The sequence below is a fragment of the Bartonella sp. bp_1 genome (genome assembly GCF_055808085.1).
The window spans coordinates 617,312-642,877 of record NZ_CM147851.1 but is presented as its reverse complement, the minus strand read 5'-3'; the positions used below and the strand labels follow the sequence as shown (position 1 = coordinate 642,877).

25 protein-coding genes are annotated in these 25,566 nt (G+C 46.4%); 5 read left to right on the top strand and 20 right to left on the bottom strand.

The window, feature by feature from the left end; all coding sequences use genetic code 11:
* Nucleotides 1-138 precede the first annotated feature (138 nt).
* Genes rirA through ACYZ97_RS03230 form a run of 3 tightly spaced genes read left to right on the top strand, consistent with a single transcriptional unit; the run spans nucleotide 139 to nucleotide 2,309 of the window.
* Nucleotides 139-597 carry an iron-responsive transcriptional regulator RirA gene (rirA, locus tag ACYZ97_RS03240; RefSeq protein ID WP_473300062.1) on the top strand — a complete coding sequence of 153 codons (459 nt, stop codon included), beginning with the start codon at nucleotides 139-141 and terminating at the stop codon, nucleotides 595-597.
* Between the two features lie 27 nt (nucleotides 598-624).
* On the top strand, nucleotides 625-1,815 hold the full coding sequence (locus ACYZ97_RS03235) for a bifunctional 2-C-methyl-D-erythritol 4-phosphate cytidylyltransferase/2-C-methyl-D-erythritol 2,4-cyclodiphosphate synthase (RefSeq protein ID WP_473300621.1): 1,191 nt from the start codon (nucleotides 625-627) through the stop codon (nucleotides 1,813-1,815).
* Nucleotides 1,812-2,309, top strand: a complete 498-nt coding sequence (locus tag ACYZ97_RS03230) for a CinA family protein (RefSeq protein ID WP_473300061.1) — start codon at nucleotides 1,812-1,814, stop codon at nucleotides 2,307-2,309. The genes ACYZ97_RS03235 and ACYZ97_RS03230 overlap by 4 nt, the downstream gene beginning before the upstream one ends.
* Here ACYZ97_RS03230 and ACYZ97_RS03225 read toward each other — a convergent pair.
* The 11 genes from ACYZ97_RS03225 to ACYZ97_RS03175 all read right to left on the bottom strand — a co-directional run bounded on the left by ACYZ97_RS03225 (nucleotide 2,293) and on the right by ACYZ97_RS03175 (nucleotide 12,632).
* Nucleotides 2,293-2,985, bottom strand: a complete 693-nt coding sequence (locus tag ACYZ97_RS03225; RefSeq protein WP_473300060.1) for an amino acid ABC transporter permease — start codon at nucleotides 2,983-2,985, stop codon at nucleotides 2,293-2,295. The genes ACYZ97_RS03230 and ACYZ97_RS03225 overlap by 17 nt on opposite strands.
* Nucleotides 2,982-3,707 (bottom strand): amino acid ABC transporter permease, encoded by a 726-nt coding sequence (locus tag ACYZ97_RS03220; protein WP_473300059.1) that lies wholly within the window; start codon nucleotides 3,705-3,707, stop codon nucleotides 2,982-2,984. Before ACYZ97_RS03220 ends, ACYZ97_RS03225 begins: the two co-directional genes overlap by 4 nt.
* Before the next feature lie 71 nt (nucleotides 3,708-3,778).
* Nucleotides 3,779-4,603, bottom strand: coding sequence for an ABC transporter substrate-binding protein (locus ACYZ97_RS03215; protein WP_473300058.1), 825 nt, complete (start codon nucleotides 4,601-4,603; stop codon nucleotides 3,779-3,781).
* 119 nt (nucleotides 4,604-4,722) lie between these two features.
* Nucleotides 4,723-5,190 carry a type II toxin-antitoxin system RatA family toxin gene (locus ACYZ97_RS03210; protein ID WP_473300057.1) on the bottom strand — a complete coding sequence of 156 codons (468 nt, stop codon included), beginning with the start codon at nucleotides 5,188-5,190 and terminating at the stop codon, nucleotides 4,723-4,725.
* Nucleotides 5,191-6,165 (bottom strand): lipoyl synthase, encoded by a 975-nt coding sequence (lipA, locus tag ACYZ97_RS03205; protein WP_473300056.1) that lies wholly within the window; start codon nucleotides 6,163-6,165, stop codon nucleotides 5,191-5,193.
* 70 nt (nucleotides 6,166-6,235) lie between these two features.
* Nucleotides 6,236-7,696 (bottom strand): dihydrolipoyl dehydrogenase, encoded by a 1,461-nt coding sequence (gene lpdA, locus ACYZ97_RS03200; protein WP_473300055.1) that lies wholly within the window; start codon nucleotides 7,694-7,696, stop codon nucleotides 6,236-6,238.
* Nucleotides 7,697-7,724: 28 nt separating this feature from the next.
* Nucleotides 7,725-8,363: an SGNH/GDSL hydrolase family protein gene (locus tag ACYZ97_RS03195; protein ID WP_473300054.1), complete on the bottom strand. Its 639-nt coding sequence runs from the start codon at nucleotides 8,361-8,363 to the stop codon at nucleotides 7,725-7,727.
* A 4-nt stretch (nucleotides 8,364-8,367) separates the two neighbouring features.
* Nucleotides 8,368-9,654 carry a pyruvate dehydrogenase complex dihydrolipoamide acetyltransferase gene (locus ACYZ97_RS03190; protein WP_473300620.1) on the bottom strand — a complete coding sequence of 429 codons (1,287 nt, stop codon included), beginning with the start codon at nucleotides 9,652-9,654 and terminating at the stop codon, nucleotides 8,368-8,370.
* Nucleotides 9,655-9,709: 55 nt separating this feature from the next.
* Nucleotides 9,710-11,098, bottom strand: a complete 1,389-nt coding sequence (locus ACYZ97_RS03185) for a pyruvate dehydrogenase complex E1 component subunit beta (protein ID WP_473300053.1) — start codon at nucleotides 11,096-11,098, stop codon at nucleotides 9,710-9,712.
* 18 nt (nucleotides 11,099-11,116) lie between these two features.
* On the bottom strand, nucleotides 11,117-12,175 hold the full coding sequence (gene pdhA, locus ACYZ97_RS03180) for a pyruvate dehydrogenase (acetyl-transferring) E1 component subunit alpha (protein ID WP_473300052.1): 1,059 nt from the start codon (nucleotides 12,173-12,175) through the stop codon (nucleotides 11,117-11,119).
* A gap of 127 nt (nucleotides 12,176-12,302) precedes the next feature.
* Nucleotides 12,303-12,632: an FtsB family cell division protein gene (locus tag ACYZ97_RS03175; RefSeq protein WP_473300051.1), complete on the bottom strand. Its 330-nt coding sequence runs from the start codon at nucleotides 12,630-12,632 to the stop codon at nucleotides 12,303-12,305.
* A 99-nt stretch (nucleotides 12,633-12,731) separates the two neighbouring features.
* Here ACYZ97_RS03175 and ACYZ97_RS03170 point away from each other — a divergent pair, with 99 nt between their 5' ends.
* The gene (locus tag ACYZ97_RS03170; RefSeq protein WP_473300050.1) at nucleotides 12,732-13,169 is read left to right on the top strand and encodes a DUF2569 family protein; all 438 of its coding nucleotides are present in this window, start codon (nucleotides 12,732-12,734) and stop codon (nucleotides 13,167-13,169) included.
* An 894-nt stretch (nucleotides 13,170-14,063) separates the two neighbouring features.
* On the opposite strand, the gene ACYZ97_RS03165 is transcribed toward ACYZ97_RS03170, so the two are convergent.
* The 9 genes from ACYZ97_RS03165 to tpiA form a co-directional block, all read right to left on the bottom strand.
* Nucleotides 14,064-15,524 (bottom strand): APC family permease, encoded by a 1,461-nt coding sequence (locus ACYZ97_RS03165; protein ID WP_473300049.1) that lies wholly within the window; start codon nucleotides 15,522-15,524, stop codon nucleotides 14,064-14,066.
* 115 nt (nucleotides 15,525-15,639) lie between these two features.
* Nucleotides 15,640-16,347, bottom strand: coding sequence for a M15 family metallopeptidase (locus ACYZ97_RS03160; RefSeq protein ID WP_473300048.1), 708 nt, complete (start codon nucleotides 16,345-16,347; stop codon nucleotides 15,640-15,642).
* Nucleotides 16,348-16,523: 176 nt separating this feature from the next.
* A complete protein-coding gene (gene eno / locus ACYZ97_RS03155) occupies nucleotides 16,524-17,798 on the bottom strand; it encodes a phosphopyruvate hydratase (RefSeq protein ID WP_473300047.1) in 1,275 nt (424 codons plus the stop codon).
* 90 nt (nucleotides 17,799-17,888) lie between these two features.
* On the bottom strand, nucleotides 17,889-18,671 hold the full coding sequence (locus tag ACYZ97_RS03150; protein ID WP_473300046.1) for a DUF4424 family protein: 783 nt from the start codon (nucleotides 18,669-18,671) through the stop codon (nucleotides 17,889-17,891).
* The gene (gene kdsA, locus ACYZ97_RS03145) at nucleotides 18,664-19,515 is read right to left on the bottom strand and encodes a 3-deoxy-8-phosphooctulonate synthase (protein WP_473300045.1); all 852 of its coding nucleotides are present in this window, start codon (nucleotides 19,513-19,515) and stop codon (nucleotides 18,664-18,666) included. Before kdsA ends, ACYZ97_RS03150 begins: the two co-directional genes overlap by 8 nt.
* A 51-nt stretch (nucleotides 19,516-19,566) precedes the next feature.
* Nucleotides 19,567-21,195, bottom strand: a complete 1,629-nt coding sequence (locus tag ACYZ97_RS03140) for a CTP synthase (RefSeq protein WP_473300044.1) — start codon at nucleotides 21,193-21,195, stop codon at nucleotides 19,567-19,569.
* A 123-nt stretch (nucleotides 21,196-21,318) separates the two neighbouring features.
* Nucleotides 21,319-21,924, bottom strand: coding sequence for a L,D-transpeptidase (locus ACYZ97_RS03135; protein WP_473300619.1), 606 nt, complete (start codon nucleotides 21,922-21,924; stop codon nucleotides 21,319-21,321).
* A 203-nt stretch (nucleotides 21,925-22,127) separates the two neighbouring features.
* Entirely contained in the window at nucleotides 22,128-22,556 is a 429-nt protein-coding gene (gene secG, locus ACYZ97_RS03130) for a preprotein translocase subunit SecG (protein WP_473300043.1), read from the bottom strand.
* A 119-nt stretch (nucleotides 22,557-22,675) separates the two neighbouring features.
* Nucleotides 22,676-23,440 (bottom strand): triose-phosphate isomerase, encoded by a 765-nt coding sequence (tpiA, locus tag ACYZ97_RS03125; protein ID WP_473300042.1) that lies wholly within the window; start codon nucleotides 23,438-23,440, stop codon nucleotides 22,676-22,678.
* A gap of 227 nt (nucleotides 23,441-23,667) precedes the next feature.
* Between tpiA and ACYZ97_RS03120 the strand changes: the two genes are divergently transcribed.
* Entirely contained in the window at nucleotides 23,668-25,563 is a 1,896-nt protein-coding gene (locus ACYZ97_RS03120) for a peptidyl-prolyl cis-trans isomerase (protein ID WP_473300041.1), read from the top strand.
* Nucleotides 25,564-25,566: the final 3 nt, after the last annotated feature.

Genomic DNA, 25,566 nt, shown 5'->3' with positions numbered 1-25,566 from the left:
TCAATATTTCAATGCCGCCTTAAAACCGACTTTCTCAATATTACCAATAAACTTGGGCTAAAAAGTATAGAATATCTTTGCTTCTTTTTAAGAATGGTTCTAAAGTAGAACAAATGATTTTAAGAAAAGGATGAGACAATGCGGCTTACCAAACAAACCAATTATGCCATTCGCATGCTCATGTATTGTGCTGCCAATGAAGGTGAGTTGAGCCGCGTACCGGAAATCGCCAAAGCCTATTCCGTGTCGGAACTTTTCCTATTCAAAATTCTTCATCCCCTGGTTGAGGCAAAACTGATGCAGACAGTACGCGGCCGCAATGGTGGCGTCAAACTGGCCAAGCCAGCCAATAAAATTACAGTTGCCGATGTTGTCAAAGTAACAGAAGATAACTTTGCCATGGCTGAATGTTTTGAAAACAATGCCGTTGAATGCCCATTGGTCAATGCCTGCGGCCTCAATGCCACACTCGGCAAGGCTCTTAAAGCTTTTTTTGATGTACTTTCAAGCACGACGATTGAAGATTTGCAGCGTCCGACCTTCCGTAAGAATTTAGGCATTGAAGATACGCAAGAAAGCTGCAAAATAGCAAGCTGATGCCTATATCAGCCCGAGGACAGAACCATTTCTATTGCAGCAATCATCTTAAGTGCCGGACGGGGTGAGCGTGCAGGTGTAGAAGAAGGCCCCAAGCAATATCGCCTACTGGATGATAGGGCTGTCATCTATCACACCGTTTTGCCCTTCATCCGCCATAAAGACATTGATCCTATCATCGTCGTCATCCACCCTGATGACCACGACCTTGCCCGCAATGCATTGGCAGAACTTTATGATCAGGTCACCCTTGTTGAAGGTGGAGCAACACGCCAGCAATCAACTCTCAATGGCTTATTGGCATTAGGCAACAACAATCCGGACTTTGTCCATATCCATGACGGCGCGCGGCCCTTTATCCATAGCGAACAGCTTGACCAGTTGCACCAGTCGCTTCATTCCGACCACGGTATCTTGTTAGCCTTGCCTGTATCCGATACGCTGAAAAGAATTGATGAGAAAAAATATGTAACAGATACGGTCCCACGGGCTCGCCTTTATGCGGCGCAAACACCACAGAGCTTTCCTTATCATAGCATTTTAAGCGCTCATAAAGCCGCTACACAATCAGGAAACCATGACTTCACCGATGATTCATCCATCGCAGAATGGGCCGGATTACCTATGTCTATTGTTTCCGGCGCACCCGATAATATCAAAATCACCTGGCGCAAAGATATAGAGACTGCGCGCCAGAAGCTTTTACAAGGATCCAATATGTTTCCCGATATACGAACCGGCAACGGTTATGATGTCCACGCTTTCGAGGAAGGCGATCACGTCACGCTTTGCGGCGTTAAAATTCCAAATGACAAAAAGCTCAATGGCCATTCCGACGCCGATGTTGCACTTCATGCACTGACAGACGCACTTCTTTCAACTTGCGGCGCTGGCGATATCGGCACTCATTTTCCACCGTCCGATCCTCAATGGAAAGGTGCATCATCAGATATATTCGTGCGCCATGCAGCCCAAATTGTACGTGAAAAAGGCGGGCGTATTAGCAATGTCGCCATCACCCTAATTGCAGAAGCACCACGCGTCGGCCCCTACCGTGATCAGATGATGACAAATTTAAGCCAGATACTGGCCATCACACAAGATCGCGTATCGCTAACCGCAACAACCAATGAAAAAATGGGATTTGTCGGACGTAAGGAAGGCATTGCAGCCATTGCGACAGCAACCGTCATCTATCCAGGGGAAGTACCGCAATGAAGCTGATTGCCGAAGAAAAGGCAAAAAGTTTTCTTGCAGCCTGTCGTGAAAAAGGGATTCGGGCGGCAACGGTTGAATCCTGTACCGGTGGACTGATTGTTGCAAGCCTGACAGATATTGCCGGTTCATCCGATGTTGTCGATTGTGGTTTCATCACCTATTCCAATGAAGCCAAAACGGCCCTTGTCGGTGTACCGGCAGAATACATAGAACGCTTTGGTGCTGTATCAAAACCGGTGGCTATCGCCATGGCTGAAGGCGCACTCAGATACAGCCGCGCGGATATAGCCGTTGCGGTCACCGGCATTGCTGGCCCGGGCGGTGGCACTAACGAAAAGCCTGTCGGCCTTGTACATTTGGCTGTTGCTTACAAAAACCATGAAACACTGCATTATGAAGCCCGCTTTGGTGATCTTGGTCGTGATGGTATCCGTCACGCCACGGTCGATAAAGCGCTTGATCTTATGCTTGAAAAACTCAATGAGCCGGCTTGACGGTATATCGGGCAGCAACCCGATTGGCTGCAAAATCCAATAACGAGCAGAAAATAAAATAGACACAGCCGACAAAAAGATAAATCTCGGTAGAATAGGCACCCGTCAACCGCCCATCAACCTGGCGCGCCAGATAAAAAAAATCCTGACTGCCTATAATATAGCCCAATGATGTATCCTTCATCAGCGAAATGCACTGGTTGATAAAAGATGGTGCCATTTTCGGAAGGGCCTGTGGCAACACCAGATACCATAAAACCTGCCAGCGATTAAAACCAAGCGCTAATCCTGCAGCCCATTGTCCCTCGCCAATACTACGCAAACCTACCGCCACAGCATGGCCAAGATAGGCACCACCAATCAATGACAGGGCAATAACCACAGTTAGCAGGCTTGGTGCTTGTATCTGAAAAGCAATAGGAAGAAGAAAATAGATCCACAAAATCAGCAATAAAACAGGAATAGCACGAAAGAACCCAATAATTGCCATCAGTACGCTTTCGACAGCCTTACTGCTCATAACCAAAAGAATGCCGCTAACAAGGCCGATCAGACCAGAAAAAACAGCCGACAAAACACTTAAAATCAATGTCAATGCAAGACCTTGTAAAGGTCCATTGGGATAAGCACCAACCAAAAGATAATCTATATTATCAGTAATAATTGAAAAATTCATGCCAGCACCCTCAATCCAAGTTTTTTGGCTTGGCGACGCTGCCAAAGATAGAGAACAAGCTCCATGGCTGCGATCGTGGCAATATAGAGAAAGGTCAAAATCACATAGACCTGAAAAGCCAATAACGAGCGTGTTTCAATTTGTGCTGCCACATAAAGCAGTTCAGCAACACCAATCGAGGCAGTTAAGGATGAATTTTTAAGCGCCATCATATATTGCCCGACCAGTGTCGACATAGCGTTGCGTACAGCCTGTGGCAGGACTACGCTAAAGAAAGCCTGAACGGGCGAAAAACCAAGCGCCAAAGCAGCCAGACGCTGATTTTCGCCAACAGTCTGCACACCGGCACGTAATTCTTCCGCAATATAGGCAGCTGAATAAAGGCTCAGCCCCACAAATCCCCATATGAAATCATAGCCTGGGAAAGAAAGTGTTATCGGCCCGAAAGCCCATTCATGACTGTCCATCAAAAAATCTTTGACGGCAAAAGGAACATAACGGCTGACGCCATTATACCAGAAAAACAATTGCACAAGCAGCGGCGTATTACGAAAGACCGCAATATAAAAGCGGGCAAACCAAACCAGTAGCTTTATATTGCTCAACCGTAAGCCGCATAATAGAATAGCCAATACAGTTGCCAGCAAACAGGATAAAAAGGTCAACCAGATCATGACCTGATAGCCTTGCGCGATCCATTCAATATATTCTTGCGAAAGCATGAAAGCACGTCCTGTTGCGAATAGAAAAGAGTCGGCAAAGCCGACTCTCTATTTTCTACCTTGTAAGGTCTTTATTTCTTGTCACCAATTTTAAAATTACGTGGCAATGGTGTTTTTGTATCTGGACCAAACCAATGATTGTAAATTTCTTCGGCCTTACCAGACTTTTCAAGATCAAGGAGCGTTTCATTCACAATGTCAATCAAACGTGTTTCGCCTTTTTTAGCAGCTGCTGCCATATAGTCATCGGAAATGGCAAAGTTTGGCACTTCATATTCATCCTTATCCGGCACATTAGCAAGCAAGCCGATAAGCTTCGGACCATCTTGTGTAATGGCCTGAACATTACCATTGCGCAGAGCAGCAAAAGCAAATGGCGTATCATCATAGGAAATGATTTTTGCGCTAGGATAGAGATTTTTCAAATTAACTTCGTTTGTCGTCCCTTTATCCGCACCGATACGCAGATTGGCTAGCTGGTCAGCCGACTTCAAAAAGCCTTTCTTGGCGATGAACTGTTGGCCTGAAGCAAAATAGGGGATGGAAAAATCGACCTGTTTGGCACGTTCTTCAGAAATCGTAAAATTGGCGACAACCAAATCGGCCTGGCCAGACACGAGAAGTGGCATACGATTGGCAGGATTGGTTGGTACAATTTCAAGTTTGACACCGAGTTTATCAGCAATCGCCTGTGCAAATTCAACATCAAGACCAGTAATCTTTTTGGTCTTTTCATCAACAAAACCGAAAGGTGGATTACTATCAAAAGACGCAATCTTGATAACACCGGCTTTCTTGATATCGTCAAGACGATCTGCGTGGGCGCTTGCACCCAACAACGAAACCGCAGCAACAGCAAGCGGCAAAATACGCAAAGCTTTAAGAATTTTTTTCATTTAGGCGATTCCTCACGATTAAAAATATTTTCTATTTATGACAGAAGAAACAGAAGTTAAGAGGAATATTTTTGCAACTTAATAAAAAATAATATTTTATTTTTCTCAAAAAAACTTTTTTAAGAAAATTTATTTACGCCATAAATCTCATCTGCCCGTTTTTCAAAAGCATCGGTAAATTTACGAAAGGCGATATCGAACATTGACCCCATCAACATGCCCAACATGCGGCTCTTGAATTCATAATCAATGAAAAATTCAACGTTACAAGCATCCGCCCGCCCTTCAAGAGCGTGAAAAACCCAACGATTTTCCAAATAACGGAACGGTCCATCAATGTATTGTACCTCGATCAAGCGCTCGACCGGTTTAAGATAGACGCGTGTTGTGAAAGTCTCACGCACCATCTTATAGCCAACAGTCATATCGGCCACAAGCAGCGTATTACCCTCTTTTTCCTTACGACTTTTTACCGTCAGGGCCTCACACATCGGTAAAAAAAGCGGATACTTTTCGACATCCGCAATCAATGCAAACATCTGTTCGGGAAGGTGCCCGACTTCGCGATGTGTGGTAAAACTCGGCATTTACTGTTTCTTTGATGCTTCTTTTATGAGCTTTTCCTCACGTGCAGCTTTCAATGCGGCAAAATCATCGCCGGCATGATGACTGGAACGAGTAAGCGGACTCGATGCCATATGCAGGAATCCTTTGGTCTTACCGATCTTGGCAAAGGATTCAAACTCTTCCGGTGTCACAAAACGGATAACCGGATGGTGCTTGCGTGTAGGCTGCAAATATTGACCAATCGTCATGAAATCAACATCGGCTGTCCGCAAATCATCCATCAACTGCAATATCTCGTTACGCTCTTCACCCAAGCCCACCATAATACCGGATTTTGTAAAGATTGTCGGATCAAGTTCCTTTACCCGCTGAAGCAAGCGGATCGAATGGAAATAACGCGCTCCGGGACGAACTGTAAGATATTTCGATGGCACAGTTTCCAGATTGTGATTGAACACATCGGGCTTGGCCGCTACGACAATCTCCAGCGCCCCCTCCTTATGACGAAAATCAGGGGTAAGAATTTCAATCGTTGTCTGTGGCGATTTACGGCGAATAGCGTGAATTACATCGGCAAAGTGCTGTGCACCACCATCATCGAGATCATCACGGTCAACAGAGGTGATAACCACATGTTTAAGCCCCATCTGCTTAACGGCATCAGCCACACGTTCCGGCTCGTCATGGTCAACAGCGGTCGGAATCCCAGTGGAAACATTACAAAATGCACAGGCACGTGTACAGATTTCACCTAAAATCATGAAGCTGGCATGGCGCTGATCCCAACATTCACCAACATTGGGACAACCCGCCTCTTCACAAACCGTAACAAGTTTGTTGGTACGCACAATATCACGCGTTTGCGCATAGGTACGCGAGGTCGGTGCCTTGACACGGATCCAATCCGGTTTCTTCAAAACTTCACTATCAGGCCTGTGCGCCTTTTCAGGATGGCGCACCCGCTTTTGTTCAACCGTATTGAGAACAGTCACCATGATCGACCTCTATGTTCTGACGCCTATTGCGCCACTGTGTCGTTACAACACCTAAAGTAGAGACGCAAGATTAGGCATTCAATACCTGCCCATAAGCGTCCAAAACACTTTCCTTCATCATCTCCGACAAGGTTGGATGCGGGAAGATTGTATGCATTAATTCCTCTTCCGTTGTTTCCAAATTCATCGCAATGACAAAGCCCTGTATCAACTCGGTCACTTCTGCGCCGACCATATGGGCACCAAGCAACTGGCCCGTTTTTTTATCAAAAATCGTCTTGACCATACCCTGATCCTCACCCAGTGCAATAGCCTTGCCGTTGGCAGCAAAAGAGTAACGGCCAACACGGATATCAAAACCGGCAGCTTTTGCTTTGGCTTCTGTCAGGCCGACAGAAGCAACCTGCGGTGTACAATAGGTGCAACCGGGAATTTTGCCTTTATCCAGAGGATGGACTGTTTTCAGACCGGCAATTCTTTCAACACAGATCACGCCTTCTTCTTCAGCTTTATGCGCCAGCATAGGCGGACCGGCAACATCACCGATAGCATAAATACCTTCAATATTGGTGCGGCTCCATTCATCAATCACCACACAGCCGCGATCTGTCTTGATACCTAAAGCCTCAAGCCCCAAATTTTCAATGTTACCCTGCACACCGACGGCCGAAATAAGCCGCTCGGCTGTAATCGTCTCGACCTTGCCATTGACATCAATATGCGCCGTAACCGAATTGGCAGCCTTTTCAACCTTGGAAACCTTGGCTTGCGTTAAGATACGAATACCTTTTTTTTCCAATTGCTTACGAGCAAATGTTGAAATCTCGATGTCCTCTACCGGCATAATTTGCGGCATCATTTCAACGACAGTCACCTCGGCGCCCATATCGCGATAGAAAGAAGCAAATTCAATCCCGATCGCGCCTGATCCCATAACAACCAGCGATTTCGGCATAGTCTGGGGAACCATGGCTTCAAAGTAGGTCCAAATCAGCTTACCGTCCGGCTCAATGCCGGGAAGCGCACGCGGCCGCGCACCAGTTGCAATAATGATATGCTTGGCCTGATAGGTACCCTCGCCTAACGTACCCTTGGGTACGGGATTTTGTGGCTGATGAACCGGCTTGGTTGACTTGCCAACAATAATTTCAGCAGGCTGGGGCCCTTTTGCACCTTTGGTAAGCTTTGCCTCTCCCCAGATCACATCGATCTTGTTCTTCTTCATCAAAAAACCGACACCGGCATTCAACCGGGCCGAAACACCGCGTGAACGGGCAACAACATCCTTGACATCGGCATCAATGGTTCCGTTCAACATCAAACCATAATCCTTGGCATGTTCACCAAAATGCTTGATTTCGGCTGAACGCAGCAGCGCCTTGGTTGGAATACAGCCCCAATTGAGACATATGCCACCCAGATGTTCACGTTCGACAATAGCTGTTTTAAAACCAAGCTGAGCCGCACGGATAGCTGTCACATAGCCGCCAGGGCCAGAACCGATAACAATTACATCATAAATATTGGCCACAGTTTTTCCTCCGTGGTTTTAAATTCATTTATCCAAGCATCAACCGAAGAACAGGCGCGATAGCCTGTCCCAATGCACGGTTGTTTTCCACATCCAGATGGACACCATCAATATTGTCGGCATGGCAAACAGTTGCGGCATCAAAAAAACCACAACCAAACTGGTCAGCCAAATCTCCATAATAGAGACTGAGCTTTTCAGACTCGTCCACCGCACCTGCAAAAAGGGCTGCAAAATATTCATCTGCCGTTTCAACAATATGAGGTGGTGAAACAATCAGAATATCCGGTACATCCATATCAAAAACATAGCTGTGATGGCGCACAATCTGAATCAGTCTTTGCATCCCCATACGGGCAGCAAAAGCCGTTCCAGCCACTGATGGCTTAAGATCATTGGTACCCAACATCAACACCACCAGATCAAGCGGCGCATGAGAAGCGAGCAAAGTCGGCAAAAGACGCGCACCATGGCGATCTTCAGCAACACTTGCATCCTCATAGGCTGTTGTGCGACCATTCAGACCTTCCGAAATCAACCGATAGCCCGATCCAAGCACTTTTTGCGTAACGACTGTCCAACGGTTTTCAAAGACATGCCGGCCGGGCCCTAAAGGATTCCAGCCCCATGTCAATGAATCACCATAGCACAGAACGTTTTTCGTCATTTCATCAAACCAGCATCGAGAACGGATTCTCTATCAGTTTTTTGAAAACCTGTGCCAGTTCTGCTGCCAAGGCACCATCAACCGAACGATGATCGGTCGAGATGGTGACCGACATTATATTGGCAACAGCCAGCTTGCCGTCCTTGACAATTGCCCGCTCTTCACCCGCACCAATCGCAAAAATTGTTGACTGCGGCGGATTGACGATAGCAGAGAAATTCTTGACGCCATACATGCCCATATTAGAAACCGAAGTTGAACCACCCTGATATTCCTCAGGTTTCAACTTACGCTCACGCGCACGTTTTGCCATATCCTTCATTTCATTGGAAATAACCGATAGACTCTTTTCGTCCGCATGCCGGATGATAGGTGTAATCAAGCCGTTAGGAATAGAAACGGCAACGCCGACATCGACATATTTATGCTGTAGCATCCCGCTATCAAGCCACGAGACATTCGCTGCGGGAACGGCTTTCAACGACTGTGCAACCGCCTTGATTACCATATCATTGACCGACAGTTTATAGCTCGGCTTCTCGCCACTTTCGGTTTTGACCATCGGTGCGCTGGCATTAAGCTCGGCACGCAGTTTCAGCAAAGCATCAATATTGCAGTCAACACTGACATAAAAATGCGGGACAGTCTGCTTGGCTTCTGTCAAACGCTTGGCAATTGTTTTGCGCATACCGTCATGAGGAAGAATTTCATATTCACCCTCTTTAAAGAGCTTGAGAGTCTGCTCGTCGGACGGACCGGTTGCAAGTGGCATACTTGCAGAAGCGGCAGATAATGTTTTGGCACCACCGCCAGCGATAGCTTTTTCAACATCGCTTTTGACAATGCGCCCATGTGGGCCGGTACCAGCAATAGCTGACAAATCGATACCGGCTTCCTTGGCGATACGCCGCGCTAAAGGCGAAGCAAAAACACGCTGGGCGCTTTTAGAGGCCGAACCATTAAATGATACTGGCCCTGCCGGCGCAGGCGTTGCGGCAGTCGGAACCGGAGCTGGCGCAGGCGCCGCTTTAGGTGCAGATACGGATGAACCGCCTTCTGCAGCCTTGGCTGCTTCTGTCACGTCTTCACCTTCCTCGGCCAAGACAGCAATCAAAGCATTGACCTTCACACCCTGTGTACCGGCGGGCACGACGATTTTTGCTACCGTTCCCTCGTCCACAGCCTCGACTTCCATTGTCGCCTTATCGGTTTCAATTTCAGCAATCACATCACCGGAGGAAACCTTGTCGCCTTCCTTGACATTCCACTTGGCCAGATTGCCCTCTTCCATCGTTGGCGAGAGCGCAGGCATGGTAATTTTAATCGGCATGATAATGCGCTCCTCTTTAAGCCTTGTAGGTTACAGCCTTAACGGCATCGACAACTTCACCGACATTTGGCAAGGCCAACTTTTCAAGATTGGCCGCATAAGGCATCGGCACATCCTTACCAGCAATGGTCAAGATTGGTGCATCAAGATAGTCGAAAGCCTGTTGCTGAACGCGAGTTGCAATTTCCGTTCCGACCGATGACTGCGGGAAACCTTCCTCAACAGTAACAAGACGACCGGTTTTCTTAACCGATTCAACAATGGTCGGAATATCCATCGGACGAATGGTGCGCAAATCAATCAATTCCGCATCAATGCCAAGCTTTTCAAGCTCAGGCAATGCCTGCACCGCATAGTTCATCCCCATGCCGAAAGCAACGATGGTTACATCACTACCGGCCTTATGGATACGGGCCTTACCAATCGGCAACAGGAACTCATCCATCTGCGGCACATCGAACTGATGCCCATAAAGCAGCTCATTCTCAAGGAAAACAACCGGATTGTCATCGCGTATAGCCGACTTGAGCAGACCTTTAGCATCTGCCGCTGTATAAGGCATAACAACCTTCAATCCCGGAATATGGCTATACCATGAGGCATAACACTGCGAATGCTGTGCACCTACCCTTGCTGCTGCACCATTAGGACCACGAAAGACCATTGGTGCCGACATCTGCCCGCCCGACATATAACGGGTCTTGGCAGCGGAATTGATAATTTGATCCATTGCCTGCATGGCAAAGTTAAAGGTCATGAATTCGACAATCGGGCGCAAGCCGCCAAAGGCAGCCCCAACACCTAAACCTGCAAAACCATGTTCGGTGATTGGTGTATCGACAACGCGACGCGGACCGAATTCTTCCAAAAGCCCCTGCGAAACCTTATAGGCCCCCTGATATTGGGCAACTTCCTCACCCATCAAAAAGACCTTTTCATCGCGGCGCATTTCTTCCGCCATAGCCTGATTAAGCGCATCTCGCACAGTCAGGGACACCATTTCGGTGCCAGCAGGAATATCAGGATCGGCCGCCACTTGTGCCCGTGGTGCTGCTGGCACTGTGGAAACAGATGTTTCAGATGCAGGTGCATCAGCCACCTTGGCCTCGTCTTTCTTCGACTTGGATGGATCAACAGCCTTTGCAATATCAGCAGCAGTTTCACCTTCTTCCAAAAGAACGGCAATCGGCGTATTCACCTTGACACCTTCAGCACCTTCCGGCACCAAAATCTTACCAATTGTACCTTCGTCGACGGCTTCGACTTCCATCGTTGCCTTATCGGTTTCAATCTCGGCAATCACATCACCGGATGTGACCTTGTCACCTTCCTTTTTCAACCATTTGGAAAGCTTACCCTCTTCCATTGTTGGCGAGAGTGCTGGCATCAGAATATCAATAGACATGTTCGCTTATCCTCTCACTTAAACCAGAATATCGGTATACAGCTCTGCTGTATCCGGCTCAGGATCGTTTTGGGCAAAATCAGCTGCATCGGCAACAATCGCGCGGATATCCTTGTCGATATCCTTCAGCTCATCCTCGCTGGCCCAACCTTTTTCAATAACACGGTTTTTAACCTGATCGATCGGATCATGTTCAGAGCGCACTTTCTGTACTTCTTCCTTGGTACGATATTTCGCTGGATCGGACATTGAGTGGCCACGATAACGATAAGTCTGCATATCCAGAATCATCGGCCCCTTGCCAGCGCGTGCCCATGCAATTGCCTCTTCGGATGCGGCTTGAACCGCACGCACATCCATACCGTCAACAACAATACCGGGAATTTCAAAAGAAAGACCGCGACGCGAAAAATCAGTTTCAGCCGATGCACGCGAAACCGCCGTTCCCATGGCATACTGGTTGTTCTCAATCACATAGATAACCGGCAACTTCCATAGTGATGCCATATTGAAGCTTTCATAAACCTGCCCCTGATTGGCAGCACCGTCACCAAAATAGACAAGTGTCACATTATCCTTGCCCAGATATTGGTTGGAAAAAGCAAGCCCCGTACCAATCGGCACCTGCGCCCCAACAATACCATGACCGCCATAGAAATTCTTTTCTTTGGAGAACATATGCATCGAGCCGCCCTTCCCCTTGGAAAAGCCGCCCTGACGACCGGTCAATTCAGCCATAACACCGCGCGGGCTCATACCCGCAGCCAACATATGACCGTGATCACGATAGGATGTAATAATCTGGTCGCCATCCTTGGTCGCATTCAAGGAACCGGTCACAACCGCTTCCTGACCAATATAAAGATGGCAGAAACCACCGATAAAGCCCATACCATAGAGCTGTCCGGCTTTTTCTTCAAACCGGCGGATCAATAGCATCTCGCGATAGGCGTCAAGTTCCTGCTCTTTGGTAAAATCAATAGGCGCGGGCGCCTTGGATGTATTGGATAATGTTGCTTGCGCTTTGCGCGTGGCTTGCGCTTTCTTGGCCGGAGCCTTTTTTGCTTTCGTTGCCATATTCAACTCCCTTTAATAGGAGCTAAAATAAGCTTCATTGCAATCCATGACAAGTACTAAAAATACAATTATAAAAACTCACAACGGATTGATTTTTATAATCTTTTATAAATTAACCTGATTTTGGTTAATTGGATAAATCGCCTTTTGAAAGCAAAATTGTCAATTCATTGGGGTGTGACAAATTAAGATTTTTACGCGCATATTCATCAAGCGCATCTTTTTCAATAGAGCCGTCTTTTAATAGCGCAACTCTCTTTTCAAGTGCCTGTCGCTGCCCAACAAGACCATCCAGCCTATTATTCAGATGCCGGATATGATCTTCAACCCGCTCACGCGAATAAAGACCATATTCGCCATGATAAATATGATAGCCAAAATAACTCAAAACACCGACCGTTAGCAACGGCAAGATAAACCGGCTCTTATTGCTACGGCGTTTTTGTTTTGTCCACATCAAGAGCATTTCCAATTGGCAAAAAACTTCATCACAAATGTGATTTGCTTGATCTATGACTGATTTTGTTTAAAGAAGATTTAAACGGAGAAAAAATCATTGGAAACACAGCTTCAAAAACCAAAAATTGGCGGCTGGCTTTATGCAATAGGTTTCTATCTGGCCTATCGTGTCATCATCATAATTGCAGGCTTTGTCTTTGCCTATCGATATATATCGGCCGAACATTATGCCTTTTACCTCAAAGAGATGTTTTTCTCGGCTCCAACTCTTTTTCTGATCATTATGTTAATCTGGAGCATTGTTGCCTTTTGCAAAAAACATCGTGCTTTTCCCTATATTCTAGGGTCATTACTAATCTACCAGATCAGCTCCAACATCTTCAACATCTGGTCTATGATTAATGAAATGATAGACTATGGCGAATTCATTCCAAGCACCATCTTTTTTAAATTTTTACTCCATATCGGAATTGCCGGTATAATCGGGCTTTATCTGCTCTTATCCGATCGCGTTAAACAGACTTTCACCCGTTAAACAAAAAAACAAGACTTGATCATCATGCATAAAATAAGACCTCCCCTCCACGCCCTTCTATCAGTGATCTGGCTCTATGGTCTCATAGCCATATACCTTATCCCTATCATTGCCAACAATCTTTCGCAGCAAGGTTGGCTCTATAGTTTCCTACGATCTGTTTACGAATATCTCAGTCTATTTCTTATAGCCAATTCACCTTTGAATTATATAGGGCTAGACTACATAGGCATCATTGGTTTCAGCACCAATGTTTTTGCCTTAATTCTCTTTCATCTTAGAAAAAAACTTTACATCGGCTTTATCAGCGCAATGATAATCATGATACCCGTGCAAGCATTCTGGTTAAGCGCTTTAAAAGACAATCGCCGTATAAGTCACTATTTCGAGCCCTCCATCAGCGCCCTCAATCCACTTTCAGTCACACTATGTCTATTATATCTGGTGCTCGTCATATGGCTCATCTGTTCTAAGTCCACCCAAAATACATTCAACCACTAAACTCTCAATTCATAAAAAAAGCGGGCCACCGAGCCCGCTTCTAATATCTTTATTCCATCCACTTAAAACAAAAAAGTCTATTTCATAAACTTTAGGCTCAGGCCCCATTAATTTTGTCAAAATGGTATGAGAAAAGGGCCGAAGGAAATATGAATATTTAAGGATCCTTGACGATATTATCGGGAAATTTTCCCATATTCGAAGGACATAGAAACAGCGTATCTGCTTTGTCAGAAAGCTTAACCGGATAGAACATCCTCTTCTCGCTTTCTTCCGCATATATTCTTGCTGTTTACTATGGCATTTTAACAAAATTAATGAGGTCTGAGCCTAGATGGGCTGAGTAAAAGCCTCCCGTTCCCAGCAATATCATGCCTCTTTTATGATCGAAAACTAACCTTCATCCGTCATTTTTTTTATTTCATCATAATTATCGCCCAGCATATTTTGTAATGCTTCTTCATCGCTAAAATGATTATTCTTGGACTGGATAGCATACAGAACAAGACCAAGAATGACCCATAATAACAAGATGATATATTCTGGATATTTTAAAGACATCGATGTGCCGGGCATAATTGTCATCAAAACAATCGCAACCGCCCCCAAGGCACCAATAAACGGCACCCATTGCCATGAAACCTGATAAGGGCGTTTGTTATGAGGGTATTTACGCCGAACTTTATACATACAAAGAACAGTCAAAGCCCAAGACAAGCCAACATACACCCCACCAGCATCCAAGAACCAGATCATAGCCCCCTTGCCTAGCCATCCGAGCCCCAAGGTTATAATCAGCGTCATGGTCAAGGCATTGACAGGAACTCCACTTTTACTGACTTTTCCGAGAAAGACAGGAAGTAAGCCACCGCGCCCCATCGCAAAAATAATACGCGAGCATCCCATTGCCATGCCCAGTGAACCAGTCCCCATCCCCAAAAAGGCAATCCCCATCGCGGCATAACCTAAAATGGGATATCCTGCATGGGTAAATGTCGATATGGCGCCAAATTCCATATTTGCAGAATCCTGCCACGGAATAATCATGGCCGTACCAAGCAGCACAAGACAATAATAGGCACCTGCAATAAAGATAGTCAGAACAATAGCCACTCCAATTTTCTGAGGAGATATCCGTGCTTCTTCTGCCAATAAGGATACCAAGCTAAATCCAGTCAAAAAAGTCAAAGCCGGTATAACAAACCGCATGGTAAAAGCCATTCCATGCACCACATCGGTCTCAGTTTGCCCAAGCGCTGTAAAGGCCGGCCAAAAATTACTCCAACTGCCCAGTCCAACACCAGCCGCTGCCAAAGCCACCCCCAACAACACCTTGACAGTGAATAATAATTTTTGTGTTTTTGCTCCTACATCAACGCTTCTCGTATTAAGAAGATAGAAAACAACGACAAGAGTGATACCAGATAAAAATTCACCCAGATAAACTTGGCTTCCGGCAATATTATATAAAGGAATCGCTTCCATGATCGGTTTCAATATTGGCAAACCTTTACTTATCAACCCGCCAAATGCCGCCATATAAAAGGCAGTAGAACTGATAAACGCACCGATCAAAAGCCAGCCAATGATAAAGGATAGCTTGCGATTGTAAGCAATAAAGGTGAATAAGATTTCCCCGCCCGCACGTGGAAATTGCGCCGCCAACTCACCATAGGCCACCGCCACACAACCGGCCAGAACACTCGCCAGCACCATACCCAAAACCACACCACCGGCGGTATATTCGGCAAAAAAATAACTGGTGGTATAAATCCAGCCAGATCCGATAACACCGGCAGATCCCAAAATAACCAATGATGTAAAACTCAGTGATTTCTTTAAGGAGATATTCATCTCGTTCAACTTTCTCAATTGTTATCCGCGGCCCATTTAAAATAAGGATACATCATCATTTCTATTGTGAAAAAGAGCGCAGTCTTTGCCATACAATGCCAGATGGGTGGAATATCTATATATGCTCGACCCGTTTTGCCTCACCATAAATGGCATAATCCTTATGGCGGTAATGCGCCCATAGCTGATTACCGAAGTCATAATGCCACCATTCACTTGTTATATTGGTAAAACCGGCCTTTATCATCGCACCATATAACAAGCGGCGGTGACCATGAGCACTATGATCAAGCCGATTTTCAAAAGCATTTGTATAAGATGCCTCGCTCGGTTCATCAAAAACGCTCCCCATATCCAGATAGCTTCCGGTCGCACGTTCAAACAAAGTGATATCTACCGATCCACCCGTCAAATGGGGACTTATAAAACGGGCATCAGCAGGTGCCACAAACTTCGAAAGCATGGCTGCATATTCATCGGCATCCAAATCATGATGCGTTTTTTTAATTTCCGCGCCAATCTGTTCCAGAAGCGCCTTTTGTACGGCTCTGGGGCGCCATGCATCCAAAACGACAATACCAAGGTGCTCGGGCAAAAATGCTATAGCATCGTATAATTTTTCAACAACACTTTCGCGAGCCAAACACTGATTGATCGCATGCGGAACTTTATTTTCATAATAGATAGGATGTTGTTTCAAGCGGCCTTCATTGGGAATGTCAATCAAAGCCTCTCCGCAATCATTGATAGCCACATTTTGGACCACATCCCAATGATGGCCTTCTAAATCAGGAATAGCCTGATCCATGAAATCAATCTTCATATATCACTCCTCCTGATATATAAATTATCATATAAAAGCAGTGTCATCGGGATAACAATTCGTAAAATTATAAATATCCAACCGATAAAACTTTTTATATCAAGATTCATAAAGCAAATGCTTCATAAAAAGCAAGCTGACCCGCCTGCTTTTTAAATTCTTTATTGTCGCTTTTATTAAAAACGAAACGCTGATTTACCAGCATAACGCGCTTGAGAACCCAATTCTTCCTCAATACGGATTAGCTGGTTGTATTTTGCCAACCGATCGGAACGCGCCAGCGAACCGGTCTTGATCTGTCCACAATTGGTCGCAACAGCAAGGTCGGCAATAGTGCTATCTTCTGTTTCACCGGAGCGGTGTGACATCACAGCTGTATAACCTGCCTTATGGGCGGTCTCGACAGCATCCAATGTCTCGCTCAGCGTACCGATCTGGTTGACCTTGATCAAAATCGAATTGGCAACGCCCATTTTGATACCGTCACGCAAACGTGCCGAATTGGTCACAAAGAGATCATCACCAACAAGCTGGCATTTCTTGCCAATTTTATTCGTAAGAATTTTCCAGCCATCCCAATCGTCTTCTGCCATACCGTCTTCGATCGTTACAATTGGATAAGCGCCCACCAGCTTGGCCAAATAATCTGCTTGAGCCGCTGCATCACGCACCACGCCTTCGCCTTCATAAGCATATTGACCATTTTTATAAAATTCGGTCGAAGCGCAATCAAGACCGATAGCAATCTGCTCACCCGCCTTGAAACCGGCAGCCTCAATCGATTCCATAATGAAATCAAGAGCAGCTTCAGCACTTTTCAGATTAGGAGCAAAACCACCCTCATCACCGACATTGGTGTTGTGTCCCGCATCTTTCAAGCGCTTTTTCAATGTATGGAATACTTCAGCACCATAACGTACAGCTTCTTTTAAGGTAGGCGCCCCCACAGGCAAAATCATGAATTCCTGAAAATCAATCGGATTATCGGCATGAACACCACCATTGATAATATTCATCATCGGGGTTGGCAGCAGAGAAGCCTGTGTACCGCCAACATAGCGATAAAACGGCAAACCGGACGATTCAGCAGCTGCCTTGGCAACCGCCATTGAAACACCGAGAATAGCATTGGCACCCAGACGGCTTTTATTGGCTGTACCATCCAACGCGATCATCGTCTGATCAATAGCCACCTGATCTTCGGCATCTAGACCGCCTATTTCTTCCAATATTTCACCATTAACTGCAGCTACAGCCTTCTCAACACCCTTACCGCCATAACGGCTACCACCATCGCGCAGCTCAACCGCCTCATGGGCGCCGGTCGAAGCGCCTGAAGGCACCATCGCACGGCCAAAAGCACCATCTTCCAATAGCACATCAACCTCAACAGTCGGATTACCCCGGCTGTCCAATACCTCGCGTCCTAAAATATCAATAATAGCGGTCATTTAAGGGGCCCTTCCCGTTCAACTTTCAACGTATTTTGGATATATTCATCTCATATAACAAATTCTGAGACAAAACAAATGAAGATCACTTTATTTACTCTCTAGGCGCTGTTTGATTCCTGACGACGGCCCTATAAACATAATTTCAAGATCTTTATCGGGATGAAATTGTTTTTTGTGCCACTCATATCGCTGGGAACCAGTCTGCTTCATTCCATCGGCACAAAATGCAACAATATCATCGTCCGTACCTTTATCAACAACAAGATGAAAATCGCCAATTGTCCCATCGGCCCAATAACCACCGGTTGTCAGTATATATTTCACGACATTAAAATTGATCCCCGTTGGATAGAGCCTATCAGGTTGTGTCGCCGCCTCTTTCATTGACTTATAAGCACGCTTGGCATCATCAGTCATACAAAAATGATCCTCCTCTGGTTCAGTTATCACCCCATAAGGATCACCACCGGGTACAGGCGTATAAACATGACGTATATGTAGCTTTAGTCCGGCGGGAAACAGTTGCTCCCAAGCTTCGACCGCTTGTTCATCTTGTCTATCATAATAGTCTGTCTCGACCAGTCGGCCTTCAACCCATATTTTGAAGTCATCGACAAAATTATTCTCATAATAAGGAAAAGGAAAGCCAACAATTGTTTTAATATCTACGTTGCTGCGATTTTCAAACACGTAATTCACTTCTATTTTATGAAGTGAAATATAAAGTTCCTCTGATACCATGGCGATATTTTGCTGCTGCAATAAAACGAGTCCGCCAGCTGGATCCATCTCCCATGAGGCATCATTGGCATAAGCGCCTGTCAAACAAGCAACCCCAAACAACAAAGCAAAAACAAGCTTCTTAAGCATTCCGGGACACAGATTTGCTTTTGGCAAGTGCATCAAAAGCCATCAAGGTTTCCAATAAACGTGGCAGATCGGAAAGCTTAACCATATTGGGGCCGTCCGATGGTGCATGATCAGGATCCTGATGGGTTTCAAGGAACACACCGGCTACACCGACCGCAACAGCTGCACGCGCCAAGGTTTCAACAAATTCGCGCTGTCCGCCGGAAGAACCACCCTGCCCGCCCGGTTGCTGGACTGAATGGGTGGCATCAAAAATCACCGGCGAGCCGAAAGAGGCCATAATCGGCAATGCACGCATATCCGAAACAAGCGTATTATAGCCGAAAGACACACCGCGCTCACACGCCATCACATTGGGGTTGCCGCTTTCCGTCACTTTAGCCAGAACATTTTTCATGTCCCATGGTGCCAGAAACTGCCCCTTCTTGATATTGATTACACGACCCGTCTTGGCAGCTGCAACCAACAAATCGGTCTGACGGCACAAAAAGGCCGGTATTTGCAACATATCAACAGTGGGAGCCACCAATTGACATTGCTCCTCGGTATGAACATCGGTAATGACCGGAAAACCGAACTCTCTTTTCAAATCGGCAAAAATTTCCATCGCTTTTTCAAGACCGATACCACGTGCAGCATTCAAGGATGTGCGATTGGCCTTATCATAGCTTGACTTATAAACCAAACCGACACCAAGCTGATCTGTCATCTCCTTTAAGCGACCAGCCATATCAAAGGCATGATCACGGCTTTCCATCTGGCAAGGGCCTAAAATGAAAGACAAGGGCGCATTATTCGAAAAAGTAACATTTCCCACCTGAATGGCGGCATTGGGGCAAGTCATAGGATGCTCTTTAATTAAGAAAAGCGGAAAGATTATCTTTCCGCTTTTAAATCATACAAGTCGGCTCTGTTCAACTGCAGCCGCGATAAAGGAAGCAAAAAGCGGATGCGGCTCAAACGGGCGTGACTTCAACTCGGGGTGATACTGAACGCCGATAAACCACGGGTGATCTTCATATTCAACTGTTTCAGGCAAGACACCATCAGGAGACATACCAGAAAAGATGAGGCCGGCCTCTTCCAACCGCTGTTTATAATCGACATTAACCTCATAGCGATGGCGATGACGTTCGGCAATATCGCTCTTGCCATAAATCTTGGCAATATGACTACCATCCATAAGCTTAGCGGCATAAGCGCCAAGCCGCATCGTACCACCAAGATCACCAGAGGCTGCACGTTTTTCCAAAGCATCCCCTTTAAGCCATTCCGTCATCAAACCGACGATCGGTTCCTTGGTCGGACCGAATTCGGTCGATGACGCATTCTCTATGCCGCAAAGATTACGCGCAGCTTCGACACATGCCATCTGCATACCGAAACAAATACCGAAAAACGGTACCTTGCGCTCACGGGCAAAACGGGTTGCCAGAATCTTGCCTTCTGCACCACGTTTGCCGAATGCACCCGGCACCAGAATGCCATGAACTTTCTCAAGATAAGGGGCCGGATCTTCCTTTTCAAAAAGCTCCGATTCAATCCATTCAAGATTGACTTTGACCTTATTGGCCAGACCGCCATGGGCGAGTGCTTCAATCAAAGACTTATAGGCATCCTTAAGGCCGGTATATTTACCGACAACGGCAATTGTTACTTCACCTTCAGGATTATGGATACGCCGTGTAATCTCTTCCCAGCGCTCCATACGCGGCTTGGGGGCCGGATCAATACCGAATGCAGCCAGAACTTCAGAATCAAGCCCTTCGCGATGATAAGCCATCGGCACATCATAAATTGCCTTGACATCCAATGCCTGAATAACCGCCGTCGGGCGGACATTACAAAAAAGCGAAAGCTTGTGGCGTTCGCCTTCAGGGATTTCACGATCTGCACGCACAAGCAGTACATCCGGCGCAATACCGACAGACTGCAACTCTTTTACCGAATGCTGGGTCGGTTTTGTTTTCAACTCACCTGCTGCGGGAATATAGGGCATCAATGTCAAATGCACATAAACAGCGCTCTGACGGGGAAGCTCATTATGTAATTGGCGGATAGCTTCCAGAAACGGCATAGCCTCGATATCGCCAACCGTACCGCCGATTTCACACAAGACAAAATCAAATTCATCATTGCCTTCGGTAATGAAGTTTTTAATTTCATCCGTCACATGCGGAATGACCTGAACAGTTGCGCCCAGATAATCACCACGGCGCTCGCGCTCTATAATATTACGATAAATCCGTCCTGTCGTAATATTATCTAGCTTATTGGCCGAACGACCGGTAAAACGCTCGTAATGACCAAGATCAAGATCGGTTTCTGCACCGTCATCGGTAACAAAAACCTCGCCATGCTGATAAGGCGACATCGTGCCGGGATCAACATTAAGATAGGGATCGAGCTTGCGGATACGCACACGGTACCCACGCGCCTGTAAAAGTGCTGCCAAAGCAGCTGCAGCTATGCCTTTTCCAAGGGAAGAAACCACGCCACCAGTAATAAAAACATATCGTGCCATGGGATTATGGGCTTAATCTGTTTTCTATGATTCTGCCAGCAAAAAATGCAACCATACCAAAGTTTCTACACAGAGTTCTTCTCTAATAAAAAAGCCCCGCTGAAATCGGGGCTTTTATTGACATTACAGCACAACAACTTCTGTACCGACATTCACTCGATCATAAAGATCAAGTACATCATCATTACGCATACGGAAACAGCCATTGGAAGCATTGGAACCAATAGTCCATGGTTGGGTTGTCCCGTGAATACGGATATAGGTATCCTTGTTGCCCTGCCACAGATAAAGCGCTCGCGCACCGAGCGGATTACCCGGACCGCCATCCATACCATCGGCATATTGGGCATAATGGGTTGGGCTGCGCTTGACCATATCCTTGGTTGGAATCCAGCGCGGCCATTCACGCTTGAAACGGATATTAGCGCTGCCCTTGAATTCAAGCCCCTGCTTGCCAACGGCAATACCATAGCGGCGTGCTGTACTATTCGTCTCAACAAAATAAAGAAAATAATTTTTAGGATCAATAACGATGGTACCGGGCTTATAGCCGGAAAATGAGACTTCCTGAGCATTGAAACGCTCCGGCACAGCATAGGTTTTAAGCTGCGGCTGCTTCACCCGCTTTACCGATGCGGTTTTGGTCGCCGTCTCGGACTTGCTGGCGGCCTGTACAACTCCTGACAGGGCAACTAAACTGAAAAAAAGACCGGATAGACCGGCGATCATAAAACGGCGCATGAATACAACCCTCAACCCTAAAACCAAAAAGCGGCCTAAAGCCGCATTTCACATTATTATAGTATAGCTATATCGATTCTCAACTCACGACTTCGCAATAGAAAAAAAGAGCTTCCCACTATTGCAAAGGCGCAACAGTTATTTCAGCAAAAAAAGAGCGGCCAAGCCGCTCTTTTCTAATGATTTATCTTTTAATTGCCCGATGGGACAGGGCTTACCGGTTGTGGCACCGGTGATGTTTGCTGCTCCGGTGTTGCCGACTTATCCGATGCAGGACCACCCAGCCCCTTCATAACATCATCCGTTGTCTGATTGGCGGGCGTCGGTTCTGCCGAACCAGCTGCACTAGGTTTTTGACCTGCTGCTGACGGAATACGTTCGAGAATATCTGAAGCCGGATTGGAAACCGCATTCACGATCACCAGAATAATCGACATAATAAAGAAGCAGGCTGCCAGAATAGCCGTCACACGTGTCAATGCATTTTTTGTACCGCGTGCGGTCATAAAACCCGAACCACCGCCAACCCCTAGGCCACCGCCCTCGGAACGCTGGATCAGGACTACCCCGACAAGGGCAATGACGATCAACAGATGGATAACGATCAAGACTGTCTGCATAAATTCTGCTCTTTATATTTTTATCTGGCCAACATTTTGCCTGAAAATCTAGCGGTTCTTTACACGCAAAAAAACGCTATTGAAAGAGGGCAACCACAAAAACTTTCCCCATACAAAGATTAAAGTGTTCGATAAGCCTCACAAATAGCGAGAAAATCAACCGCTTTCAAGCTGGCGCCACCGACAAGCGCACCATCAACATTATCAACACCCAATAATTCGACCGCATTGGAAGGCTTGACCGAACCGCCGTAAAGCAGACGCATTCTAGTTCCTTCCTGTTGAAAACTGCCAACAATGTGCCGACGCATGAAAGCATGGACCTCGGCAACATCCTGCACGGTCGGGGTCTTACCGGTACCGATAGCCCATACAGGTTCATAAGCGATAATTGTATTGGCTGCCGTTGCACCAGTCGGTAGAGAACCTTTCAATTGTGATGCAATCACATCAAGTGTCTTGCCACTTTCGCGCTCCGCTTCAGTCTCGCCAACACAGACAATGGCAACAAGCCCTGCCCGCCATGCAGCTTCAGCCTTGGCAGAAACCAAAGCATCACTTTCATGATGATCGGCACGACGTTCCGAATGGCCGACAATAACATGGCTGGCGCCTGCCTCACGCAGCATTTCAGCCGAAATATCTCCTGTATGCGCACCCGAAGCAGCAACGTGGCAATCTTCACCGCCCAATGCCAGCTTTTCACCGTCGAGCGTATCGGCAGCACGTGAAAGTAAAGTAGAGGGCACACAGATCAATGCATCAAAGCGGGTTCCAAGATCAGAACTCAAGCCTGTTGCAATCGCCCGCAACTCGCCAAGGGCACTGCCTGTTCCATTCATTTTCCAATTTCCGGCAATGATAGGACGTATATCAGGTGTCATCGCATTCAGCTCCTTCAGCAATTATGTCCAGACCATAAAACAATGCACTGATACACCATTATTTTAAGCTGATAATCAAGTGATCTTGTCTATTTTGTCGTTTATTCGCATGAACAGCACACAAAATCCTCAGGACGACGAAGTCTTTAACCTTGCATAATTTGCCGCTTTCAGGCAAATCCATAGCTGATTATGGTTTAAATTTCAATTCGTCACGGGATGACACTATGCTTGATTCTATGCGCTCGGCTGTTAATTCTTGGGTTGCCAAGGTTTTTCTGGGCCTTTTGGTTATCTGTTTTGCGGTTTTATGGGGCGCGCCCCAAATAACCCAGATTACACATGATGATGCAATGAGCGCGGGCAGTTCGAGCATTTCGCGCAAGGATGTCCATTACAGCCTCAATGATACGATGATGCGCTATTCCGTTGCGCTTAATCTACCCGGTATTATGTCTCCCGACCAGGCACAGCAATATCAGATTCCACAACTGGTACTCAGCCAATTACGTTCGGATGTCCTCCTTAATGAAGAAGCACGCCTAATGAAGATCGGTGTTTCTAAAGACGGCATTGCCCAAGCTCTGGGCACGGATCCATTCCTGCAAGAAAATGGCCAGTTCAGTCCTATTCTTTTTAACGATTACCTACATCGTCTAGGCGTACAGCAAAACGATGTTTTCAATATCTATGCCCAGAAAGAAAAACGCGCCCAACTTTTACAGGGTGCGCTTGGTGGCATGAAGGCACCTGATGCATTTTTTGCAGCCTATATGCTTTATCAAAATGAAACCCGTAGCATCAACTATATCACATTGAAAGCCGCGCAGGTCGGCTCTGTTGGCGAACCGGACAAGGCTGAACAAACAAAATGGTACGAGGCCCATAAAGAAAGCTTTTCTGTGCCAGAATACCGTACCATCACCCTGATGAGCATGACCGGTAAAGAGCTTGTCCGCCCTGCTGATGTCACACCTGACGAAATCAAGGATTTTTATGAAAAAAATCAGGCCCGCTTCAGCGAACCTGAAAAACGCAGCTATCAGCAATTGCGCTTTGCTACGCGCGAAGCCGCCGATGCCGCAGCCCAAAAACTGAAAAACGGCTTGAGCTTTGATGAACTAATTAAAGCCGAAGGCAAAAAGCCTGAGAACATTCAAAAAGGTCCTGTTACCAAAGCCGAATTGCCGACATTGCTAGGCGGTGAAATCTTTGACTTGCAGACAAATCAGGTAAGTACGGTCATCAATGATTTGCAGGGGCCGGTTATTGTCCGCCTGACAGCTATGACACCATCGGTCGCTAAAAAAATGTCTTCGGTCGAAAAAGAAATTCGTGAGTTTATCGCCAATACCAATGCAGCCAATGCCATGCGTGACAACTATCAGGCCATTGAAGATGCACGGTTTAACGGTGAACCGCTGAAAGAAATTGCTTCACGCTATCAATTGCCGCTGCGCACCATTACTGTCGACAGCACCGGTAAGGATAAAAACGGGGTACAAATCAAGGATCTACCAGAGTCTCAAATGCTTCTTAATGCTGCTTTTCAGGCAGAGGCCGATACCGACCACGATCCTTTGCCTGTCCAAAGCGGCGGTTATATCTGGTATAATGTTAGTGACATCACTCCCTCGCGTATTCTGGCAGAAAGCGAAGTTCAGCAAAAAGTCATTGACGGTTGGAAAAATGACGAGATCCAGAAAAAACTGGATAAAAAAGCTGATGAACTCAAAAAAGAACTTAATGATGGCAAGACTATAGACAAACTGGCTGCACAATTGAATGTCGCAACAGAAACGGCGCGCGGCATCACTCGCACGGCATCACCAGAAGCCATTGGCAATGATGCCGCACGGGCAGTCTTTGCCGGTCCTGATGGCTCGATTGGCAGCGCCAAAGGTGCAAATCCCCTGACGCGGATCATCTTCAAGGTCACTGAAACCGTTGATCCATTAAGCACCAGCCCTGAAGACTTGCCACAAAACATACGCGATGGCTTCAATCTGTCATTTCAGGATACAATCCAGAACGTCATGCTCAACTTTGCTGATGATGCCTACCCGATCAAAGCTGATCCTAATGTCCTCAATCAAATCCTTAGCGGTCAATTTGAACGATAAAGG

What these genes read in the sequence shown, in the direction of transcription:
- rirA (WP_473300062.1), top strand. Translation starts at nt 139, where the DNA reads ATGCGGCTTACCAAACAAACCAATTATGCCATTCGCATGCTCATGTAT.
- ACYZ97_RS03230 (WP_473300061.1), top strand. Translation starts at nt 1,812, where the DNA reads ATGAAGCTGATTGCCGAAGAAAAGGCAAAAAGTTTTCTTGCAGCCTGT.
- ACYZ97_RS03225 (WP_473300060.1), bottom strand. Translation starts at nt 2,985, where the DNA reads ATGAATTTTTCAATTATTACTGATAATATAGATTATCTTTTGGTTGGT.
- ACYZ97_RS03220 (WP_473300059.1), bottom strand. Translation starts at nt 3,707, where the DNA reads ATGCTTTCGCAAGAATATATTGAATGGATCGCGCAAGGCTATCAGGTC.
- ACYZ97_RS03215 (WP_473300058.1), bottom strand. Translation starts at nt 4,603, where the DNA reads ATGAAAAAAATTCTTAAAGCTTTGCGTATTTTGCCGCTTGCTGTTGCT.
- ACYZ97_RS03210 (WP_473300057.1), bottom strand. Translation starts at nt 5,190, where the DNA reads ATGCCGAGTTTTACCACACATCGCGAAGTCGGGCACCTTCCCGAACAG.
- lipA (WP_473300056.1), bottom strand. Translation starts at nt 6,165, where the DNA reads ATGGTGACTGTTCTCAATACGGTTGAACAAAAGCGGGTGCGCCATCCT.
- ACYZ97_RS03195 (WP_473300054.1), bottom strand. Translation starts at nt 8,363, where the DNA reads ATGACGAAAAACGTTCTGTGCTATGGTGATTCATTGACATGGGGCTGG.
- ACYZ97_RS03190 (WP_473300620.1), bottom strand. Translation starts at nt 9,654, where the DNA reads ATGGAAGAGGGCAATCTGGCCAAGTGGAATGTCAAGGAAGGCGACAAG.
- ACYZ97_RS03185 (WP_473300053.1), bottom strand. Translation starts at nt 11,098, where the DNA reads ATGTCTATTGATATTCTGATGCCAGCACTCTCGCCAACAATGGAAGAG.
- pdhA (WP_473300052.1), bottom strand. Translation starts at nt 12,175, where the DNA reads ATGGCAACGAAAGCAAAAAAGGCTCCGGCCAAGAAAGCGCAAGCCACG.
- ACYZ97_RS03175 (WP_473300051.1), bottom strand. Translation starts at nt 12,632, where the DNA reads ATGTGGACAAAACAAAAACGCCGTAGCAATAAGAGCCGGTTTATCTTG.
- ACYZ97_RS03165 (WP_473300049.1), bottom strand. Translation starts at nt 15,524, where the DNA reads ATGAATATCTCCTTAAAGAAATCACTGAGTTTTACATCATTGGTTATT.
- ACYZ97_RS03160 (WP_473300048.1), bottom strand. Translation starts at nt 16,347, where the DNA reads ATGAAGATTGATTTCATGGATCAGGCTATTCCTGATTTAGAAGGCCAT.
- eno (WP_473300047.1), bottom strand. Translation starts at nt 17,798, where the DNA reads ATGACCGCTATTATTGATATTTTAGGACGCGAGGTATTGGACAGCCGG.
- ACYZ97_RS03150 (WP_473300046.1), bottom strand. Translation starts at nt 18,671, where the DNA reads ATGCTTAAGAAGCTTGTTTTTGCTTTGTTGTTTGGGGTTGCTTGTTTG.
- kdsA (WP_473300045.1), bottom strand. Translation starts at nt 19,515, where the DNA reads ATGACTTGCCCCAATGCCGCCATTCAGGTGGGAAATGTTACTTTTTCG.
- ACYZ97_RS03140 (WP_473300044.1), bottom strand. Translation starts at nt 21,195, where the DNA reads ATGGCACGATATGTTTTTATTACTGGTGGCGTGGTTTCTTCCCTTGGA.
- ACYZ97_RS03135 (WP_473300619.1), bottom strand. Translation starts at nt 21,924, where the DNA reads ATGATCGCCGGTCTATCCGGTCTTTTTTTCAGTTTAGTTGCCCTGTCA.
- secG (WP_473300043.1), bottom strand. Translation starts at nt 22,556, where the DNA reads ATGCAGACAGTCTTGATCGTTATCCATCTGTTGATCGTCATTGCCCTT.
- tpiA (WP_473300042.1), bottom strand. Translation starts at nt 23,440, where the DNA reads ATGACACCTGATATACGTCCTATCATTGCCGGAAATTGGAAAATGAAT.
- ACYZ97_RS03120 (WP_473300041.1), top strand. Translation starts at nt 23,668, where the DNA reads ATGCTTGATTCTATGCGCTCGGCTGTTAATTCTTGGGTTGCCAAGGTT.